Raw genomic sequence first — 18,239 nt, forward strand, 5'->3', positions numbered from 1 at the left:
AATAAACGCATATATAACATAGCAAGCCCCAAGCAATTTGTCAAGAAAAAAGTTCGCTAAAAGTTAGTTTAAGCGAAAAAGGAAAAAAATATAGACCAACCGGCAAAACTTAAGGTGAGCTTTAAATATTAAATAGTATTGACAAAGCCCCTGAATTCCAATATTATATAATTAATGACTTATATAAGGAGGTGAAGGGGGTGACTTTAAAGGAGTGGGAAAAGTCCTTTAAAGCCCTGGGCCAGCATTTGCGACTGCGGATTATTGCCCTGCTGGCCGAACAGGAACTGTGCGTTTGCGAGCTGGAAGAGATCCTGGGCATCACCCAGCCGGCCATCTCCCAGCACCTGCGGGTCCTGAAAGAAGCTGACCTGGTCTGGGAAGAAAAAGTGAGCCAGTGGGTATTTTACCACCTTAATAAAGAAAAACTGGCCGCAGTCCTCCAGGGCTGGCTGGCCTATCTGGATGTACCCCTGGCGGATAAGAAGGAGTTTAGGGTTGATTACGAGAAGCTGCAGCAGCTCCTGGAAAACCCTAAAGTTGCCTGCCGCCCGCCCCGGAAGAGGGATAAGTAAAGACGGCAACGGTTAAGGTTGTGTATTACGAGGTGGTGACGCTGTTACTTGCTTTTACTAACCGGCTATACCCTGAGGCCAACTGCCTGGAAGGCACAACCAATCATGATAATAGGGTATTTTCCTACGAAGGGGCTATGCCATGACGGTACAACCAGTTATGCATAACAAAGAAAGGGTAAGAAGGAGGAATTCAATTAATGGCGCCAGCAAATAACTATCAGTCCGTGGCCAGGTTATCCCTGCTGGATCGCTTTTTGACCCTGTGGATCTTCCTGGCCATGGCCTTTGGCGTAGCTCTGGGTTATATCGTACCCGGGGTGGCGGAGGCCTTGAATAAAATGTCTGTGGGCACAACCTCCATCCCCATCGCCATCGGCCTGATCGTCATGATGTATCCGCCGCTGGCCAAGGTGAAGTATGAAGAACTGAGCAAGGTGTTCCACAATGGAAAAGTTATGGCCCTGTCCCTCGTCCAGAACTGGATTATCGGCCCCATCCTGATGTTTGTCCTGGCCATCATCTTTTTACACAATTACCCCGAATACATGGCCGGCCTCATTTTAATCGGCCTGGCGCGGTGCATTGCTATGGTCATTGTCTGGAACAGCCTGGCCCGGGGCGATGCCGAGTACGCCGCTGCCCTGGTAGCCCTGAACTCCATCTTCCAGGTTATCTTTTATTCAATTTACGCCTATATTTTCATCACCCTGCTGCCGGCGTGGCTGGGCTTTCAAGGAATGAAAGTCCACGTCTCCATCGGCGAGGTGGCCACCAGCGTAGCCATTTACCTGGGTATCCCCTTCCTGGCCGGCGTTATCACCCGCTTTACCCTCATGCCAGCTAGGGGCAAAGAATGGTACGAGAAAACCTTTGTCCCGAAAATCAGCCCCCTGGCTTTAATCGCCCTGTTGTTTACCATTGTTGTCATGTTTTCCCTGAAAGGGCAGTATATCGTCTCGTTACCCATGGATGTGGTCAGGGTAGCCGTTCCCCTGATCTGTTACTTTGTCCTCATGTTCTTGATTTCCTTTTTCCTCAGCATGCGCCTGGGGGTCAACTACGAGCAGACCACGACCCTTTCCTTTACGGCCGCCAGCAACAACTTTGAACTGGCCATCGCCGTAGCCGTTGCCGTCTTCGGCATCAACTCCGGCCAGGCATTCGCGGCGGTTATCGGGCCCTTGATTGAAGTGCCGGTGATGATCGGCCTGGTGAACGTGGCCTTAAGCTTCCAGCGGCGGTATTATGGAGCGGTACCGAGCAGGAAGTAAGCAGGAAAAAAGACGGGAAATGAACGGGAAGAGGGAGGCGGTAAGCATTCGCCTCCATTTTTACATATTGATTTGCAAGGGACCCGGGAGGTTTTTAAGCTAATTTCTGAAAAAGCAAGGATAGAATTTATAATATGTAAGAAAAAAGTGCAGGAATTTTAATGAATGGTGTTGAAGCTTTTTGCAGAAGTTTCAATACCATTCTTATTTATTGCAGGGTATGAGCATGAAAAGATTAATTGCTGGTGTGCTGTTAATATCTCTGTTAATTTCAGGTTGCCAGCAGAAAAAAGTTACCAGGATAAGCTTGACAGCTACTTCTGCTAATAATGACTAAGGGGTCATAGGTTACGTCATTAAGATAATCAGCTTCGCCAGCCAGAACTTGCCTTACTATTTCCCGATAGACACCTTCATGGTCCATCCGGCGCCGCCCCCGGGAACTGCGTTTAGGCTTTAGGTGCAGGGTTTGAACGAAGAAGGTAAAGGGTTCATACAGGTAGATACGGATTAAACGTTTAATGGTGAGCAGCGGTCCCCGGTAACCGGCTTTTAACTGGAGCCTGAATCCGTGATAATAACAACTGGGTAGAACTCGCACTAACAGTAAATGGTATTAACAGTTATATTTAACATCTGCTGATACATTGAATTGGGTCTAAAGTTGATTATGTGGACGAAGGCTATTTACTCTTACCTTGGGTCCCCTGGATAAGGGAATAACAAAGTAGACCTCTCGTCCTAAGAGGCTTGGAGCCTGCTTATACAGCTAACTGGAGCTAGAAGTTCTGTATTAAGCCAACGCTTTATATAGGTACCGGAAAGCTGGATACCACGGGCTGTGCTGCCCAAATCGTAATTTGACCTGCCGGGCGTGGTGAACCAGCCGGGACGCTATGGTAATCAGGTTTTGTATAACGGTACGCAGCCGCCGGCGTTGAGCTTTCTTATTGCGCAGCGGTACCTCCTTTAGCGGGAGGCTAAACTGCCCCAGAAGCCTTAGAATGTTGTAGGCGAAAACACCCAGGTGTAGCACCAGGTCATTGGTGGCAAACTTGCCGCTGGGCAGCCGTTCCAGGTCTAAATCGTTTTTGATTTCACTGTGGAATTGCTCACTGGTGCCGTGGTCGTGGTAGAGGGTAATGATATCCTCCACCGGGTCGGGTAAAGTGGTCCAGTAGGTTTCGACCTCAATTTCCGGGACCAGGAGAAGCTGGCCGTTTCGTAATATCGTCCGCTCGGTGACCTTATACACCAGACGGACAGGGGTGTCAGCACCCTCGATTTTCACCATCTGGTGCCCCCGATAGACGGTTTTTCCCTCCCGTTCTAGGGTGGCGGTACCATTTTCCTTGGCAATGGCCAGCCAGGCCTCCGGCGTTTCCTTGCGCAGGTTACGCTTAATGATAAAATCGGCTTTGATTTCCGGGTCCAAACAGACCTGGAGATTATCCTGGCTGTCATTACCGCCATCCATCCGTACTAAAAGTGGCAGCGAAGTGATAGCGCGAGCAAAGGTTAGAGCTTGTCGCAGGAACTCCGGCGTCCCTTTTTGGCAATGCTGTTTCCCGGCCCGCAGTTCGGTATGGACGCAGTAGCCTTCCCTACCGAGGTAGGCGAAGATAGGCGCATAACCGTCGTAGCCCTTATAGGTCCTGGAAACACCCTCTTTCTTGGAATTTGAATTATCAAAGGGAGTAACATCAATATCCAAAGGGACATATTGGCGCTTTAGTTCCCTGGAACCCAGGGTAACAGGAGTTACCGGTGCCTTAAGTTTCTTAAGGAACCTGGCCGTTTCCTCGAGGATAATCTCCTGGTAGGGTACACTATGAGCTATCATATCCAGGCGCTGGCGCAGGGTAGGGCTTGAAGGCACATCCTGAATACCCAGCGCCGCAGCGAAGAAGGGGTCATCCCGAAAAAGCTCAATATGGTCAAAATCACTGCGACCCTGGCAAAGCAGGCCCACGTAAGAGGTGATAACATCCCCGTGAGAAATATCCGGAGAAGAAACACCAGGTATCCGGGTCTTATTTAGCCTGAGTTTCAGAGCAGTATGATCAATGATTTCCCCCACCAGAGCCAGTCCGGCAACGGGGGTAAGGTGTTCATCAGACTGTTCAATGATGAATTTCATGGCCGCACCTCGCAGGTGAACATGGATTCGTTTGCCATCCAGCCTATTATACCTTATTTTTCGCGAGGTTTTGAGCCATATCCAGATATTTTGTTATTGGGTTGTCACGGATTCAGGTGGAGAATAACCATCAAACAGTAGGTTATTAGGGCTATAAAGAGCTGGTTTTCTACAGCTTCTTCGCTTTTGCCGTAAAAGTGTTTTACCTGGAGGTGTTGTTTGATCCACTTGAAGAAGAGTTCTATCTACCGGCGGTTACGGTAAATCTCGCTTAATTCTTCCGCCTTTAGCTCGAAATCATTGGTGACAATTACTACTGGTTGTCCCTGGGTATCTTCGGTTGTTATCAGCCTTAAGGGATGCTTCATTTTAGTAACGCCGTCCTTGCCCAGGTAAACCATCTGATCTTTTTTAACCTTGCTCTTAGAGTTTACCGCCAAGTCGGCAATCACTTCCACTATGGCATTACCCTTTAAGCGGCTGGCAAAGCGGATGCCTTCTTCACAGTACCTGTCAAACTTCTTATAGTCAACGTAGCCACGGTCAAAGACGTTTAAGGCATCTTTTTCCTCGTAAGCGTAAAATAGCCCCCACCTATCACCTAAGGTGGGGCTATTTTATGCTTACCTTTTTACGGCTTTTTTGTCCGAACTGCAAAGCCGTATCGAAGAATTACAAAACGGAAGAAAGGCCTGAGACTTACGGCTGGATAGTTGGCAGCCGCCGTCGTCTAGGCGGGGCTGGTGCACGGGTATTGAGGATAAACCATGACGGCCGGGATTATATCAGCGGCCGTACCGGCGGCCTGGTGCCCCTGGAGCACGCTACCGGGGCCGAGTCCATAGTGATGCTGGAAAGGCTGAGGGAAAAAGGCTTTACGCCGGGATTGTAGGCTATAGTTCCTTCCGGGTGGTACCTGGTCAGCTAAGGCAAGGGTTCCATAAAACCTATGCAAAGTTAATGACACGCCGGGGAGCAAATTCCAGGATTGCGCCCGGCTGGTAGGGACCGGCCAGGTAGTCGGCCGGGTTGGTGCTGATCAGGCGCACCACCCGGGCCTGGTTGAAACTTAAGGGTTCGATTTCCAGGGTCAGGTGACCGACCTTGATTTCCTGGCGGCGGGGGCAGAAATTCTCTGCCCCCTCCCAGATGAGCTCCCATGGCATGGGGCTGTAGATGTACATAATTATCGCCCTCTCAATGTAGTTTCCCCGGCCCGGGGATGCCTTCGGCAATGAGCTTCTTTAAATTCTGGACGGCCTGGGAAAGCCCGCCGACTTCATCAATCAAGCCCACCTTCACGGCATCCTTCCCCACCAGTATGGTACCGATATCCCGGGCCAGCTCACCTGTCTGTAACATCAGGCGGCGCAGTTCTTGCTCCGAAATATTAGCGTGCTCCACAATAAAACGGATGACCCGGTCCTGCATTTTGTCCAGGTATTCATAGGTCTGAGGGACGCCAATGACCAGGCCGGTGAGACGAATGGGGTGGATGGTCATGGTGGCCGTTTCGGCAATGAAAGAATGATTGGCTGCTACGGCAATGGGCACGCCGATGCTGTCAAAGTAGCGGCCAACAAAAAGAGAACAAAAGGTAAAATGAAAGACGCAAAACAACTACGCAAAATACCCCAAATGCGAACTAAAAGCCCCTTTCCATGCCAGGGAAGGGGCCTTTTTATGGGTGATAACGCATGAAAAACAGTTCGCAAAACGATTTTGCCGCATTTCATCTATGGCTGATGGAACAGGGTTGCACTCCCGGTACCGGGAAGGGTTACCTGCAAAACCTGCAGGATTTTGCCTCCTGGTTTGAGGGGACGAACGGCTTATTCTCCCCGGAAGCCGTTACCGGCCTTGACCTGCGCGATTACCAGCAACATTTGCTCGCTGTCAGGGGGTTGAAACCCGGGACCATCAACAGGCGCATGGCGGCGATCAGGAAGTGGATGGCCTGGGCGGTAGAAACCGGGGAGGTGAAGGAGCCGCTGAAATTTCCAAAGCCTGTTGTAGAGAGCAGGAAAAGGCGCCGAAGGCCCTCAGCCGGCGGGAACAGAACCGCCTGTTGCGGGCCGTGGAAAGGGGCGGGAAGCCGAGGGATGTGGCCCTGATAAGGTTGATGCTTAATTCAGGCTTGCGGGTCGGGGAGGTGGTGGCTCTCAAACTGGAGGATATCGAGATCGGGGAAAGGCACGGCAAGGTGGTGGTCCGGAGCGGCAAATGAATGAAACGCCGGGAGGTGCCCCTGGGGCCGGAAACCCGTGCTGCTGTTAAAGAATGGTTGGCGGTCCACCCTGGCGTCGAATGGCTGTTTCCTAGTAAAAATGGGGCCGTCATGACCAGCCGGGCCGTCCAAAAGATGCTAAAGAAATACGCCTACCAGGCCGGCCTGCCGCTGGAGTCCGTGCATCCCCACGTCCAGCGCCATAGTTGCGCCACCAATCTCCTTAACGCTGGCGTGGACCTGGTGAAGGTGGCCAGCATTCTTGGCCATGAAAGCCTGGATACGACGGCGGTCTACACCCGTCCTAAAGCGGCTGAACTGGAGGAGGCGATTGAGAAGGGGGAAACATTTATGCCCTGAATTTCCGGGGACAATTTAAATTCAACGGCTATTCACCTTTCATGCTCTTAATGAACTCTACCAGTTTTTTACGCTGAGATGGTGTGAGACTTTCAGCTTCCCTGAGTAGCTGACGAAGGTCAGGGGGAAGGGAAGGGGTTTCTTCTGCGAAGAATTCGGCCAAAGTGAGGCCAAGCCCCTTTACGATACGCTCCAAGACTTCAAAAGTAGGTTGACGTTTACCATTTTCTATTTCACTTATAGCAGATTGGGAAGCCCCGGATCTTTTAGCAAGCGCATTCATGCTTAAGTTTTGACGCTCTCTAAAAAACTTAATTCTTAACCCTATATCCAATATGTACACCTCAGTCTAGGCTATCTTAATTCAGATTGTACCATAGAAAATTTAATGATGATTATCCGATTACGTATTGACAATATATCCAAAATCAGATATATTTGAGAACGGTGAGGGAAGATCAATGAGTACATTATCTCAACGTTTAATTGAATTAAGGGGTAATCTTAGTCAAGCTGAGCTGGCAAGAAAAGCTGGAGTTCCGCAGTCTGCAATAAGTAATATAGAAAACGGTAAACGAATTCCCCGCATTGATACACTCCAAAAAATAGCCCTGGCCCTAGGTGTTAGAACTTCCGATCTTCTCGACGAAGATAACGCGAGCTAGCGGTACATAAGGGGGGTTCAAAATGGCCAAACGGCAACCGCAAGAATGGCCGCGAGATATAGAGTATATCCCAATATTTGACCCGGATATGACCCGCATGGTCAAGGCCCTACAAATTCTTCTGGATTACAATCCAGAGGAAAAAACCAAGACCATCAATCAGGAGAACACGATTAAGGATATATGTTTTTTAAGTGCAGAAGATAGGGGGGTAACTTCTAAATGCCAATGTACCTTCTCAAGGTTACAGCAAAACGGGAAAAAGAAAAGCCGGTTACCATAAACAGGGAAATTATTGGAGAACTACCCCCCGATCCGAACTACTGGGATGCGGCAGTCAATTTCCTGCTAAAACGCATGGAAGCCGATGGATGGCTACCCCAGCCGGACCACAAATCCTTAAAAAGAACTGTCGCCAGTTAATTCAGAGGTATTGTGTTTATATTCGTCATTTGTGTTCCATATCCTTCCAAGATAAAAACAGAAGCATCAGGGAGAGGATAAAAAGTGCCGGAGCAACCTTATATAGCCGTAGTATGCCCATCAGAAGATAAAACCGACAGAAAAAACCGGACACCAGACGCGGAACGGAAGTGGCGCAAGCGTCATGGGTTGCCTCCAGTAAAAGGGCAGGGTAAACGTGGCCCCGGCAAGGCTCCCAGGGTAGATCGGCAGGAGGTTGCCCGGGCGGTTGCCAGGGTGATAGTAGGTAACCCAATAGCCCCGGCGACTATCCTAGCTCAATTAGCAGGCCTGATCAGGGAAGATGCAGATGAAAAGGAACGTGAAGCTGTAGTTGCAAGAGTAAGGCGAGCCCTGCAAGACCTGCAGCAAATGCCGGGCCTGGCCGGGGATGAAAAACTGGCTGAAGCTGTCCGGCAGGCATTTATGAAGCGTGAAGAAGAAAAGGAAAGGCGGCGACAGGAACTGGAGCAAAAGACATCTATGGCTCGTGCTTCTAAATACGACCTCGATATCAAATGGCTAATGGAGCAGCAGGCGATACATGCCGCCGAGATGTCTAAAAAGATGAGGGTAGCGGGTATGGACCTGCTGAAATGGGCAGGGAGTGCGTATGAATTAAACTTAAATCGCAATAAGTACATATGTACCCTAGAGCCCACCAGCTGGCCGGCAGACTTGCCGTTAATGATATCAACACTGGGTAATATACCCGTTGCCAGCGGGTTCAAGAAAGGCAAAGGCGGCGGCAAAAAAGCTGTAGGATTTCCCACTCAAACTGAACTCTAGCATTTGCTAGAGTTATTCTTTTAGGGGTGACATGAATGGATCCAGCTTTATTAGTTATAAGATGGGCGGGAGGCTTATGAGGTTTAAAGCTGTGATAAATTTATTAAAACACATTTGGGATTTTCCACCACCTGGGATGTATTATAAAAATGATTCTAAGAGGGATTTGGGGCTGCGATATGCTTCCAGGTTTATTCTTACTTCGATTACAGGTACGATGCTTGGCGCGTTTGTGGCTTGGCTTCCCGGGTTGGGTACAACCAATCGTTTTTTAGTCGGCTGTATAGTCCTTCTAACTTGGGTTTCTATATATTTCATTTATTGGTTATGGGAAAATGACCAACGCGATGGAGATTAATATACTTTGGAAGAAGGGGAGCTATAAGTTTTCAGTTTTTTTAATGGTTACTGGATCTACAATTTTAATCTCCATAGGTTTAGGAATAGGGCTTGGTGTTATTAGCTCATCCAAGATCACCTGGATTAGAAGTACTGCGCTCACAATGGCAGGAAGGATAACAAATAGCATAAGGAAAACAAAAGGGAGGCGGCTGGAAAAGACCTTAAATAGCAGCGCAACCTGTATTTCTCCGCCGAGAAAATAGATTAGAGATACCGATACCCACATCCAAGAAAAACCATATAGGATGATATCGTTAATTGTCCGATAATGCCATCCAGGGGGGAGAGTCACGTTAATCTGGTACCGGTCCAGGAAAATTCCCACTAATTCTAGCATCCAGCAGCAGAGGGTGAGAATACCTCCTATCATACCGTATATGGCTGTAGCGAGAGTAATAACTTTTAGTATATTAAGGGCAACGGGAATTGAACCCTGAATGGGGGCCAAAGCTGCTGTGAACGAATCTGGATCGAAGTGCCTGGTAATTATAAGAACCATTATAACCAATAAAATTCTGGGGGGATATTTAAGGAGATTAAAGATCTCCTTTAAAATCGAGCCTATATCCATCTGTCAGGTCTCCTTTCCATGTAACCTGCAACCGGCTTTTATTGAGGAGGTTTGTAGCAGGGGTTTTCTTTTGTATATTCGTTTTTTATATCTATTTTCCCTTTCTCGTTACCCTAATGTCCAAGGAGGTTTTCCTTATGCGTAAACCCATGCTACTCGTTCCGTTATTACTTGCGCTCCTTATCACCGGAGTTCCCATATTTCCGGCCGCCGCCCAACCCTATCAAGACCCAAACGGCGTCTACTACAAGCAGGCCCGCGTTTTTGGCAAGGTAGTAACTTTCGACCCCCAGCGCAACCTGGCCGTCATCTTCGGCTCCATCTACGTCTACGAGCCCAACAGCGGCTGGCAGCTGGTGGACTCCCGCAAGTTTCACCTGGTGGCGCCGGTCAACTATCAGATCGGCGACGGCCTGGCCGGAGCCATCAATAAAACGGTAGCCGTAGAAGGGCCGTACCAGGCCTGGCCGGGGCAAAAAGAGGAGGTGATCGAGGCCCACAAAGTCGAGATTACCGATTACCCGATAGAAACGCCCCCCTGGTACGCCTTCGGCAAGACCGTCACCACCGATCACATCGTCAAATTCAACCTCAGCCAGGCAACCGACCTAGTGGATGTCCTGGCCGGCCTGCGGGAGGCAGCTGGCATCCCCCAGGATAGGAGGTTGGCCCCCGGAGAAGTAGCCAAGATAGCTGGCGCGATCACCAGCCCAACCGACGACGCCGGCCGCAGCCTGGCAACTAGAATGCAGGCTGAACTGGCCAAAGCCTGGAACGACAAATGGGTGGTCACTAAAGACAACGCCGCCGCTAACGACCTGCGGGCCGGGGTAGGGGGGTGGCAGTTCTATGAGGGGCTTCTCGGTTATAACAACTCCTATATCGAAAAAGCCCCCCTTGTCCGCAATAACCTGGACTCCTTTATGGAGGTTATCCATCCCGGCAGCGGCACTCCTGAAGAAGAGGGACCGGCCGCCATGTACGCCCTGGTGCAGGCCGAAAGAGATAAATACGGCAAGATAATAAAAGTTACGGTTTCCGGTGCTCTTATGGACACCGTGCCGGGTTTGCTGCAGGCAATAGCCGATCCATCCAGCGCACATATAGAAACCTGGCGCCTGGAAGGCTGGACCGAAAAAGAAGCGGCAGAAATGGACGGCCGCTACTGCTGGCTTTCCGGTAGCCGGGTCCTGGTCCGGGATGAAAAGGGCAACCTGAAAGACCAATATTTCAGCTTGCGTAACTATCTAACCCGTGAAGGGTTTAACAACACCCTGGACATCACCAGGGATGTGATCGGGGAAGGGGGTGTTTTCTAACGGAAAGGAAGCTGTTATACCGCTGGCTGGCCGGAGGCCTCTTCTGGCTGCTGCTGTTCGGCGGCGCCTTTTTATCGATCCGTAGCGCCAACATCGTCCGCCTGGCCGCCGGCAAGATTGCTGCTAACGCCATTACCCGCAATCAAGAACAGGCCATCAATAGCGCCCGGGAAGTCGCCCGGGCGCTGGCCGTAGAATGGGCCACTTGGAACGGCAGTCCTGACGATTACAACCGCCGCCTGGGAGCCTTCTTTAAAAACGCCGGCAGTTTTACCCTCCCGGACGGCATCCAGGAGGTGGTTTCCGCCTCAGTCGTATCGGTAACCGGCCGAGAGCCGCAGTACCGGGTGCAGGTCCTGCTGCACCTGCGCCGGCTGGTGCCGGTCACCCCGGCCGAAGCCCAGGCCGATGCCCCGGTCAACGTCCCTGTAACCCAGGAAGACCTCTTGCGGTGGAAGCAGGGCGGGACGTGGGACCAGCAGAAAGCGATCCCGGTCTGGAGGGATTACCTGCTCAAGGTAGAAGTGCCGGTGCAGGTAAAAGAAAACCAAGCCCAAGCCGCCGGCCTCCCGGTGATTATCGCCAACAATCAGGGGGAAGGGGTGATTAAAGAACCTGGGTATAACGAAAGCGCCTCCCAACCATTTATAACCTTCATCAACCAGTTCCTAAACCTCTATTATACCGGAGGGTCCCTGGTAAACTTCCTGGCGCCGGGCGCCTCGGTAACCGCCGTTGGCGGCTGGAAGCTGGAGAGTGTCGAAGAAGTGCTTGTAGACAACAGCGCCAATCCCGCCAGGGCCTGCGTCCGGGCAACGATATCCGCGCCCGGAGCCGGGCGCCTAGTGCAAAGAATTTTTCTTAAAATCAAGATAGAAAGGGGGAGCTATCTGGTAGAGGACCTGAGCGCCCAGCCGCAGTGACGCGGCCTTAATAATTTTACTTCCCAAAAGGAGTTGATGGACCTTGCGTTTCAACCGCTATTTTCCCTTTCTAGTGCGCTTGGGACCCGCGCTTCTAGCTACTTTGGTTTTCGCCGGCGTCGTCCTGGCCCCGTCTATCGCTTACGCCTACGACCTCAAGGCCGGTGCCCAGAGTATTCTGGATTTGGCCAAGATATTGGTCATGATCGGTGTCCTTGTAGGTGCTATGTGGGCTTTCTTTAAAAATCAAGTAGCGGCTATGATAGTCATAATTGTTATCGGCGCAGTTTTAATCGCAATAACTACGCCGGGGGTTATGGATAGTATTGGCAAAGCAGTTGTCGCGTTATTTGGCGGCAGTACCAGCTCATCACCCTGAACTAACTTATTGAGGATAAGGCAGCCTTTACGCGGGCTGCCTCTTTTTTTGAGGTGGCTGCTATTATGGAGAAACAAGAAACACGCCTTTTCAAAAGTTATAAGTCGCTATTCCACATCAGGTTCAAGATCCATAACATCGGCGACCGCACCCTGCCGCGGGGGCTATCCCTGGAAACCCTGGCCATGTTCGCGGTACTCTACTTGCCTCTCTGGCCTTTGGGCCGCCTGCTGTACCCGGCCCACCCCTGGATCGGGGCGATAATCGCCGCCGGGGCGGCGGCCGGGTTGCTATCCCAGTCCGATCCCCAGGGCAAGTTCTTGCCCCTGTTTATCCTGGGCCTGGTTGAATACGTGGCCAGGCCCAAAACCACCGACTACTCCGGCCGGGCCATCGCCCGCCGCCGGCGCCAACGCCTGGAGTGGGAAGTAATGGAGGTAGACGACAAGTGAAATTCCCTCTCATCGCCTTTAAGAACAACATCGTCTTCAACAACCAGGGCGAAGCATACGCCGTCTACCGCCTCAAAGGCGAGGCCTACAACCACCTGCCCTTGGCGGAAAGGCAAATAGTTATCAAACGCCTGGAAGAGGTCTTTTACGGCTATGAGGGTAAGGGCCAGATCCTCCTGCTCTGCGAGGAATTGCGTCTGGACGAAGGCGGTTATTTGGCAGCTGCCGGCGTTTCTTACGATCTTCCCCGGGAAGTGGCCCTGGAGGCCTCCCGCCACGCCCGGTCCGTGCGCCAGGCTTTAAGCTACGGCGCCCGCCGCCGGCGCCGTTACCTGGTCTTGCAGCTGCGCCTGGAACCCCAGCTGGATGATATCAAAACCCTGCTGGCTGAAGCCCGCGACCTGGCCGTGGGGACTTTCCTGCGGTCGGAAAAGTGGTTGCTCTCGCCCCGGCGCCTGCAGGAGGCCCTGGAAGCGGAAAAAGAATTATACCACCGCATCCGGAACATCACCGCCGGCCGCGCCGATTTCGGCGATCTGGATTTCATCATCCGCCGCAACACACGGCGGGTAGGGATTCTCTCGCCGCCCCTGCCGTCCCGCAACGCCGGCCGCTTCACCCCGGCCCTGATCAGCGCCTTCAGCGACGGCTGCCTTTTGGAAGAACACCCAAGTTACATCGCCATCACCGAAGGCAGTGACGAAACCCATTACCAGGTTTTCATCACCTTTCCCGATCTGCCCAAAAGCATACCGGAGATAGGAGCCGAATGGCTGGCCAGCCTAGATATCAACGAAGCGGCCATTGATGCCGTGGTCCATTTCCGGATTACCCGGCCCTTCAAGGCTAAAAAGGCAACAGAAAGCCGGAGGCGCTTTCTGAGAGGCCAGATTGAAGAAGCTTTACGGGGCCGGGATGAACCAAGCTTAGACGAAGAATACGGCCTGACCGAGGGACGCTTCCTGGAAAGCAAAATCCAGGCCGGCCAGCCCTTAGCGGCCATAGCCGTCACCCTGGCCGTGGCCGGTAAAGACCTGAAAGAAGTCCGGGCCACTGCGGCAAAGACGATAGAAAGGCACACCTCTTCCGGCTACCGCGCCGTCCGGCCGGTAGGCGACCAGATCAAGTGCCTGTACTCCTTCCTGCCCGGCGCCCCGCCGGCCGCGTCGTTAATCGAGTGCGACCCCGGCTTCATCGCCGCCGCCGGTCCCCATATCTCTTTGGAAACGGGCGACGGTAAGGGTTTTTTCCTGGGTTGGTCAGGAGCCGCCCCGGTCTGGTGGCGGCCTGGCTACGCCGCCCGGGAATTGGGCCGTTCCAACGCCGTCTTTATCACCGGCGGACTGGGCGGGGGTAAGAGTATGACCATCAAGACCATGGGCTATTTCATCCGCCTAGCCGGCGGCGTGTTGTTCGTCATCGACCCCAAAAAGAACGAATATCGAGCATACGAGCGCCTGTTTCCTATCAAGCGTATAGACCTTTCTCCTGGCGGCGACCGGGAATTGAACCCCTTCATGCTGGCTGCCGACGAGCGCCGCGCCAAGGGGATTGCCCTGGACTTTTTAAGCATTGCTTTAAACCTTCGTGACGACAACGACGTGCGCCGGGTGGCCGTATCCCAGGCGGTGGAGAGAGTAGCTACCAGGCCGCCGGCCGAGCGCAACCTCCAGGCCTGCCTGGAAGAATTGAACCGGATGGCCAGGGAGAAGGCCCATCCCCAGGTTGCCCGGGAGGCCGGCCAGTGCGCCCTGCTTTTAGAATCCCTCCGGGACGGTTCCCTGGGCCACCTGGTATTCGGCAAGGAAAAGGAAAACGAGATCGCCCCGGTCACGGTGGTCAGCCTTCAGGGCCTGCCTCTGCCACGCACCGCCCAGAACCTCCTGGCCGGCCGGATTACCGAAAGCGAGCGCCAGGGCTTAGGTATGCTCTACCTGGCGGCGGCCATGGCCAGGGAGGTGGCCTTCTCCCTACCGGCACATATCATAAAAGGTCAGATTTTTGATGAGGTTTGGATGCTGGCCGGCATCTCTGAAGGCGCCCGCCTGCTGGACGAACTGATCCGCATGGGGGCCAGAAGCTATAACGCCATCCCCATCCTGGCCACCCAGAACGCCAGCGACGTGGCCGGCATTCAGACGATTAAAAACAACGTCAGCTACGTACTATGCTTCCGGGCGCAGGATAAAAGCGAGATACGTAGTAATATAGAGCTGTTGGGCGCCGATGTAGAAGAAGAGGAAGGGAAGAAAGGGGCCGGCCTGGCCAATCTCTTCCGTTCCCTGGAGAGCGGCTGGTGCCTCATGAAGGACGCCCTGGGCCGTATCGGCCAGGTATACATCGACCCCCGGCCGGAATACCTCTTGCAGGTGTTCGATACCACGCCAGGCAAGGAAGGGGAGGTAACAAAAAGTGGTTGAGCTTAAGGGTATTATCCTCGATTTCCGCCAGGCGGTGGCGGCCCAGAACTTAAGCAGGGTCGCCTTTGACGCCGCCCTGACGGTGGGCGTCCTCGTCCTCCTGGCCGAGGTGGCGGCCAATTACAAAAAGCGCCAGTACATAAAAAACGCCCTGGTCAGCCTCATCGCCTTTATCATTACCTACGCCTTTATCCGCTATTTCCCAGCCAGGGGCTCCGAATTCGAGCTGTTGACCATGCTCCTGGGGCTCTGGTACGCAGCCCAGGTTATCTACCGTTTCGCCAGCCGCGCCTTAAAGATATACAGCGAAGCCTTTAGCGGCGGCTGGCACGCCTTCAGGCAGGCGATAAATGGTAAGAGAGCCTACCAGCATAGTTACCGGCAGACTTACCAGGCTTACCAGGAAGCCAGCCAGGGCAACAACCAGGAAAAAGAAGCTTCCACCGCAGGACCACCACCTGGGGTGGAATACCTGCCGCCCCGGCGCCCGGACCCCAGGGCCTTCGACGGCCTCATCGGTCTGGATAAAGCAGTTGACGCCATTAAAACGGCCCTGGAACTACCATTAAAACAGCCGGAAAAGATCCGGGAGTACAACCTGGAATTGCCGCGGGGAATCCTGCTCTACGGCCCTCCCGGCACCGGCAAAACGAGTTTCGCCCGGGCGGCGGCCAGGTACTTCGGCTGCTCCTTCTACGCCGTTAACGCCTCTTCTCTTATCGGGCGTTACGTCGGCACCAGCGAGGCCAATTTGCGCAACCTCTTCGCCCACGCCCGCCGTCACCGGCCTGCCGTGATCTTTTTCGACGAGATCGACGCCATCGGCCGCCGCCGCGACGACAGCAACTTGAACCGCGCCTCGGACATCCTTCTGCAGCTTCTCCTGGGTGAACTAGACGGTTTTGCCAGCCGGGAAGGGATCTTCATCATTGCCGCCACCAACCGCACCGACGTGCTGGATGAGGCCCTGATGCGGCCGGGACGCCTGGACCAGAAAATCGAGCTGCCCCTGCCTGGCGCCCGCGCCCGGCGGCAGCTCTTTGAGGTTTACCTCCGGAACAGGCCCACCGAATTAAACGAAGCCGACTACCAGACTGTGGTGGCCAGGACGGAAGGAGCTTCCGCCGCTGATATCAAGGCCATCTGCGACATGGCCGCCCTGGCGGCCTCCCGCGTCCGGGCCAGGATCGACTGCGCTTACCTGATGGAAGCCATCGACGAATTAAGGGGGAAGGGTTAAAATGCGGGGCAGCACGCACCTCTTCAGCGGCTTGGCGGCGTTTTCCCTGCTCGGCATGAATTTGCCAGGGCTGGGACTGGCCGCCCTGGGAGCCTTGCTTCCGGATATAGACCAGCCGGGTAGTATGATAAGCCGCAAGGTTACCGGAGTTCCCTTTGGCCGGATAGGTCGGGGGTTAGTAGGGATTACGATACTGGGAGTCTGGCATCAGACCAGGCTTTCTTTGTTGCTACCGGTAGGGATCACCTTTGTGGCGCTGGCGTTTCTTCCCCACCGGGGGATAACGCATTCACTGTTGGGCCTGGTGTTGGCCTGGCTAGCGGTAAAGGGGCTGGGCTGGCCGGAGGCGCCTTTTCTTACTGGCTACGGCATCCACCTGGCGGAAGACTTGTTGACACCTTCTGGTATACCTCTGCTTTACCCCTGGCAGGAGCGTATGCGCGTACCGTTAGTGGAAACGGGAGGAATATTGGATAGGGTTCTCGGCCTGGCAGCCATGGCAATCTTCTTGATAGCTGCATGGAAATATGTACCGGTTTTATTACATTGACTTCCTTTCGAAAGGAGGCGCAGAACCTCTAAATGGCTAAACATCTTGAAAAATTGTGCATGGTACTTTTAACCCTTTTACTTGCCTTCAATGTTTTGATGCCCGCCGCTCTGGCGGGCATCGGCGATCAACCGGCCAAAGATTGGAACCTCCAGGGCGACATCGAAGCCGAAAAGGCAATTGAAGGACAGATGTTCAATATCGCCAGCATCACCTTTCTGAACCCGGCTACGACGGCTACGGCCGTCACCGCAGTCGGACCTTTCGGGCTCCTGACCGTAGGCGCCGGGGCGGCCGCTGCCGGCCTGGCAGAAATCGCCAGGCCCGAAAACGCCATCTGGGAGAACTGGCCCCTGGGCAGATACGTTTTTTACCACTACGCACCGGATAAATACCTGGGCATGGTGCCGACCGCCCAGTATGCCACCAGCGCCATCGGCGACATGATCGCCAATTTAATATTTTCTCTGAGTAAATCTATAACTCGAACTTCCATCAACGTCATGGTGCTGGCTTTTCACACCGATATCGTCAGCGGCATGATCCCGTGGGTGTCCCGGGGTGTGGCCGATATCTTCACTAACCCCCAGAACCAGCTGGCGCCGGTTTTGCTCATATTAGGCATGAGCCTGCTACTGATTTACAGCGTCTTTAAGCTCTTACGCGGCCAGGCCGTTTCCGTTCTGGGGGCGCTCTTAATTGCCCTTTTAGGCGTAGGGGGCGTTTTCTTTTTTACCGCCAACGCCGAAAAACTGATCGGCGACTTCACCCGGTTCACCGATAGCACCGCCGGCCTGTTCCTGGGCACCATCAGCAGCTATACCGTTAAGGGCCAGAATGTAAACATCAGCAATCCAATCGACCGGGGCCTGGTGGTCGCCGGGCAAACGGCCTGGAATACAATCATCACCCGGCCCTGGGCTGTAACCATGTTCGGCACGGCCGACGAAAGCAAGCTCAAGCTCACCCAGGATGAATACGACAAAATGGATAAAAGTTCCTTCCCGGCCGAAAGCCTGGCCAAGATCCAGCCGGGTATGCGCATCGACACCTTGTTCCTGGGCTGTGGCGGCGACGCCCGGGACGCCGTGGCCGATATACTGGGTCGGCCGAATAAACGTTACCTGTTGGTAGTTAGGGAAGACATCGACCACGGCCTTCATCCCGGTACCATGATCGGTTTCAACCCCGCCAATACCCAAAACCATATTGAAACGGCCCTGCTGACCCTCCTGCCGACCATCGGGTTTGCCATATTGATCGGCCTGGTAGGCCTCAGCATCATCGTCTGCCAGGCCGTCCTGGCGGCCCTGCTGCTGATGCTGCCCCTGGCGTTATTCGCTCTAATGATCCCGGAAACCGGTTGGACCCTGGCCGGCCGCTACTTCCGCACCTTGATCGGCTTCTTCTCTGTTAAGCTCATTTATGGCGTCTACCTGTCCCTGGTCCTGGTAGTGGCCACCAGCTTTACGAAGGCGGTGATTGGCTGAT

The 18,239-nt window shown here is 53.4% G+C and carries 19 protein-coding genes and 3 pseudogenes; 16 read left to right on the top strand and 6 right to left on the bottom strand.

Annotation, left to right across the window (positions count from 1 at the left end):
• The first annotated feature begins 200 nt into the window (after positions 1 to 200).
• Positions 201 to 575, top strand: a complete 375-nt coding sequence (locus MGLY_RS13615) for an ArsR/SmtB family transcription factor (protein WP_156274655.1) — start codon at positions 201 to 203, stop codon at positions 573 to 575.
• Positions 576 to 775: 200 nt separating this feature from the next.
• Positions 776 to 1,849 carry an ACR3 family arsenite efflux transporter gene (arsB, locus tag MGLY_RS13620; protein WP_156274657.1) on the top strand — a complete coding sequence of 358 codons (1,074 nt, stop codon included), beginning with the start codon at positions 776 to 778 and terminating at the stop codon, positions 1,847 to 1,849.
• A gap of 793 nt (positions 1,850 to 2,642) precedes the next feature.
• Here arsB and MGLY_RS13625 read toward each other — a convergent pair.
• Both MGLY_RS13625 and MGLY_RS13630 read right to left on the bottom strand, forming a co-directional pair.
• A complete protein-coding gene (locus MGLY_RS13625; RefSeq protein ID WP_156271486.1) occupies positions 2,643 to 3,989 on the bottom strand; it encodes an IS1380 family transposase in 1,347 nt (448 codons plus the stop codon).
• Between the two features lie 119 nt (positions 3,990 to 4,108).
• Positions 4,109 to 4,558 (bottom strand): annotated as a pseudogene (locus MGLY_RS13630) (IS4 family transposase); the annotation flags it as partial.
• A gap of 50 nt (positions 4,559 to 4,608) precedes the next feature.
• Here MGLY_RS13630 and MGLY_RS13635 point away from each other — a divergent pair.
• Positions 4,609 to 4,881 carry a hypothetical protein gene (locus tag MGLY_RS13635; RefSeq protein ID WP_156274659.1) on the top strand — a complete coding sequence of 91 codons (273 nt, stop codon included), beginning with the start codon at positions 4,609 to 4,611 and terminating at the stop codon, positions 4,879 to 4,881.
• A 55-nt stretch (positions 4,882 to 4,936) separates the two neighbouring features.
• Here the strand turns inward: MGLY_RS13635 and MGLY_RS13640 are convergent, their stop codons facing one another.
• Together MGLY_RS13640 and MGLY_RS13645 are read right to left on the bottom strand one after the other, a co-directional pair.
• On the bottom strand, positions 4,937 to 5,173 hold the full coding sequence (locus MGLY_RS13640; protein ID WP_156274661.1) for a YlzJ-like family protein: 237 nt from the start codon (positions 5,171 to 5,173) through the stop codon (positions 4,937 to 4,939).
• Positions 5,174 to 5,186: 13 nt separating this feature from the next.
• Positions 5,187 to 5,552 (bottom strand): annotated as a pseudogene (locus tag MGLY_RS13645) (ClpP family protease); the annotation flags it as partial.
• Positions 5,553 to 5,734: 182 nt separating this feature from the next.
• Between MGLY_RS13645 and MGLY_RS18885 the strand changes: the two are divergent.
• Positions 5,735 to 6,103 (top strand): phage integrase N-terminal SAM-like domain-containing protein, encoded by a 369-nt coding sequence (locus MGLY_RS18885; protein ID WP_422880117.1) that lies wholly within the window; start codon positions 5,735 to 5,737, stop codon positions 6,101 to 6,103.
• A pseudogene (locus MGLY_RS13660) lies at positions 6,067 to 6,576 on the top strand (tyrosine-type recombinase/integrase). Before MGLY_RS18885 ends, MGLY_RS13660 begins: the two are co-directional and overlap by 37 nt.
• A gap of 28 nt (positions 6,577 to 6,604) precedes the next feature.
• On the opposite strand, the gene MGLY_RS13665 reads toward MGLY_RS13660, so the two are convergent.
• Complete coding sequence (locus tag MGLY_RS13665; RefSeq protein WP_246187336.1) at positions 6,605 to 6,919, bottom strand: helix-turn-helix domain-containing protein; 315 nt, start codon at positions 6,917 to 6,919, stop codon at positions 6,605 to 6,607.
• Positions 6,920 to 7,037: 118 nt separating this feature from the next.
• Between MGLY_RS13665 and MGLY_RS13670 the strand changes: the two genes are divergently transcribed.
• The 3 genes from MGLY_RS13670 (at position 7,038) to MGLY_RS13680 (ending at position 8,492) form a co-directional block, all read left to right on the top strand.
• A complete protein-coding gene (locus MGLY_RS13670) occupies positions 7,038 to 7,241 on the top strand; it encodes a helix-turn-helix transcriptional regulator (RefSeq protein ID WP_156274671.1) in 204 nt (67 codons plus the stop codon).
• Between the two features lie 222 nt (positions 7,242 to 7,463).
• A complete protein-coding gene (locus MGLY_RS13675; RefSeq protein ID WP_156274673.1) occupies positions 7,464 to 7,664 on the top strand; it encodes a hypothetical protein in 201 nt (66 codons plus the stop codon).
• Positions 7,665 to 7,748: 84 nt separating this feature from the next.
• Positions 7,749 to 8,492, top strand: coding sequence for a hypothetical protein (locus MGLY_RS13680; RefSeq protein WP_156274675.1), 744 nt, complete (start codon positions 7,749 to 7,751; stop codon positions 8,490 to 8,492).
• Between the two features lie 379 nt (positions 8,493 to 8,871).
• On the opposite strand, the gene MGLY_RS13685 is transcribed toward MGLY_RS13680, so the two are convergent.
• Positions 8,872 to 9,465 carry a hypothetical protein gene (locus MGLY_RS13685; RefSeq protein WP_156274677.1) on the bottom strand — a complete coding sequence of 198 codons (594 nt, stop codon included), beginning with the start codon at positions 9,463 to 9,465 and terminating at the stop codon, positions 8,872 to 8,874.
• Between the two features lie 137 nt (positions 9,466 to 9,602).
• Here MGLY_RS13685 and MGLY_RS13690 point away from each other — a divergent pair, with 137 nt between their 5' ends.
• From MGLY_RS13690 to MGLY_RS13725, 8 genes are all read left to right on the top strand, one after another.
• Positions 9,603 to 10,784: a hypothetical protein gene (locus MGLY_RS13690; protein ID WP_156274679.1), complete on the top strand. Its 1,182-nt coding sequence runs from the start codon at positions 9,603 to 9,605 to the stop codon at positions 10,782 to 10,784.
• Positions 10,785 to 10,969: 185 nt separating this feature from the next.
• Positions 10,970 to 11,707 carry a conjugal transfer protein gene (locus MGLY_RS13695; protein WP_156274681.1) on the top strand — a complete coding sequence of 246 codons (738 nt, stop codon included), beginning with the start codon at positions 10,970 to 10,972 and terminating at the stop codon, positions 11,705 to 11,707.
• Between the two features lie 43 nt (positions 11,708 to 11,750).
• Positions 11,751 to 12,086: a hypothetical protein gene (locus MGLY_RS13700; RefSeq protein ID WP_156274683.1), complete on the top strand. Its 336-nt coding sequence runs from the start codon at positions 11,751 to 11,753 to the stop codon at positions 12,084 to 12,086.
• Positions 12,087 to 12,151: 65 nt separating this feature from the next.
• The gene (locus tag MGLY_RS13705) at positions 12,152 to 12,538 is read left to right on the top strand and encodes a TcpE family conjugal transfer membrane protein (RefSeq protein WP_156274685.1); all 387 of its coding nucleotides are present in this window, start codon (positions 12,152 to 12,154) and stop codon (positions 12,536 to 12,538) included.
• Entirely contained in the window at positions 12,535 to 14,958 is a 2,424-nt protein-coding gene (locus MGLY_RS13710; RefSeq protein WP_156274687.1) for an ATP-binding protein, read from the top strand. The genes MGLY_RS13705 and MGLY_RS13710 overlap by 4 nt, the downstream gene beginning before the upstream one ends.
• On the top strand, positions 14,951 to 16,198 hold the full coding sequence (locus MGLY_RS13715; RefSeq protein WP_156274689.1) for an ATP-binding protein: 1,248 nt from the start codon (positions 14,951 to 14,953) through the stop codon (positions 16,196 to 16,198). Before MGLY_RS13710 ends, MGLY_RS13715 begins: the two co-directional genes overlap by 8 nt.
• Before the next feature lies 1 nt (position 16,199).
• Positions 16,200 to 16,748 carry a metal-dependent hydrolase gene (locus MGLY_RS13720; RefSeq protein ID WP_156274691.1) on the top strand — a complete coding sequence of 183 codons (549 nt, stop codon included), beginning with the start codon at positions 16,200 to 16,202 and terminating at the stop codon, positions 16,746 to 16,748.
• A 32-nt stretch (positions 16,749 to 16,780) separates the two neighbouring features.
• Complete coding sequence (locus MGLY_RS13725) at positions 16,781 to 18,238, top strand: hypothetical protein (protein ID WP_156274693.1); 1,458 nt, start codon at positions 16,781 to 16,783, stop codon at positions 18,236 to 18,238.
• Position 18,239: the final 1 nt, after the last annotated feature.

This window comes from Moorella glycerini (assembly GCF_009735625.1).
Classification (GTDB): domain Bacteria; phylum Bacillota; class DSM-521; order Neomoorellales; family Neomoorellaceae; genus Neomoorella; species Neomoorella glycerini.

Bases quoted from the DNA above. Each gene is read 5' to 3' on its own strand.
- arsB (WP_156274657.1), top strand. From the start codon at position 776: ATGGCGCCAGCAAATAACTATCAGTCCGTGGCCAGGTTATCCCTGCTG.
- MGLY_RS13625 (WP_156271486.1), bottom strand. From the start codon at position 3,989: ATGAAATTCATCATTGAACAGTCTGATGAACACCTTACCCCCGTTGCC.
- MGLY_RS13635 (WP_156274659.1), top strand. From the start codon at position 4,609: ATGCTTACCTTTTTACGGCTTTTTTGTCCGAACTGCAAAGCCGTATCG.
- MGLY_RS13640 (WP_156274661.1), bottom strand. From the start codon at position 5,173: ATGTACATCTACAGCCCCATGCCATGGGAGCTCATCTGGGAGGGGGCA.
- MGLY_RS18885 (WP_422880117.1), top strand. From the start codon at position 5,735: ATGGAACAGGGTTGCACTCCCGGTACCGGGAAGGGTTACCTGCAAAAC.
- MGLY_RS13670 (WP_156274671.1), top strand. From the start codon at position 7,038: ATGAGTACATTATCTCAACGTTTAATTGAATTAAGGGGTAATCTTAGT.
- MGLY_RS13675 (WP_156274673.1), top strand. From the start codon at position 7,464: ATGCCAATGTACCTTCTCAAGGTTACAGCAAAACGGGAAAAAGAAAAG.
- MGLY_RS13685 (WP_156274677.1), bottom strand. From the start codon at position 9,465: ATGGATATAGGCTCGATTTTAAAGGAGATCTTTAATCTCCTTAAATAT.
- MGLY_RS13690 (WP_156274679.1), top strand. From the start codon at position 9,603: ATGCGTAAACCCATGCTACTCGTTCCGTTATTACTTGCGCTCCTTATC.
- MGLY_RS13705 (WP_156274685.1), top strand. From the start codon at position 12,152: ATGGAGAAACAAGAAACACGCCTTTTCAAAAGTTATAAGTCGCTATTC.
- MGLY_RS13720 (WP_156274691.1), top strand. From the start codon at position 16,200: ATGCGGGGCAGCACGCACCTCTTCAGCGGCTTGGCGGCGTTTTCCCTG.
- MGLY_RS13725 (WP_156274693.1), top strand. From the start codon at position 16,781: ATGGCTAAACATCTTGAAAAATTGTGCATGGTACTTTTAACCCTTTTA.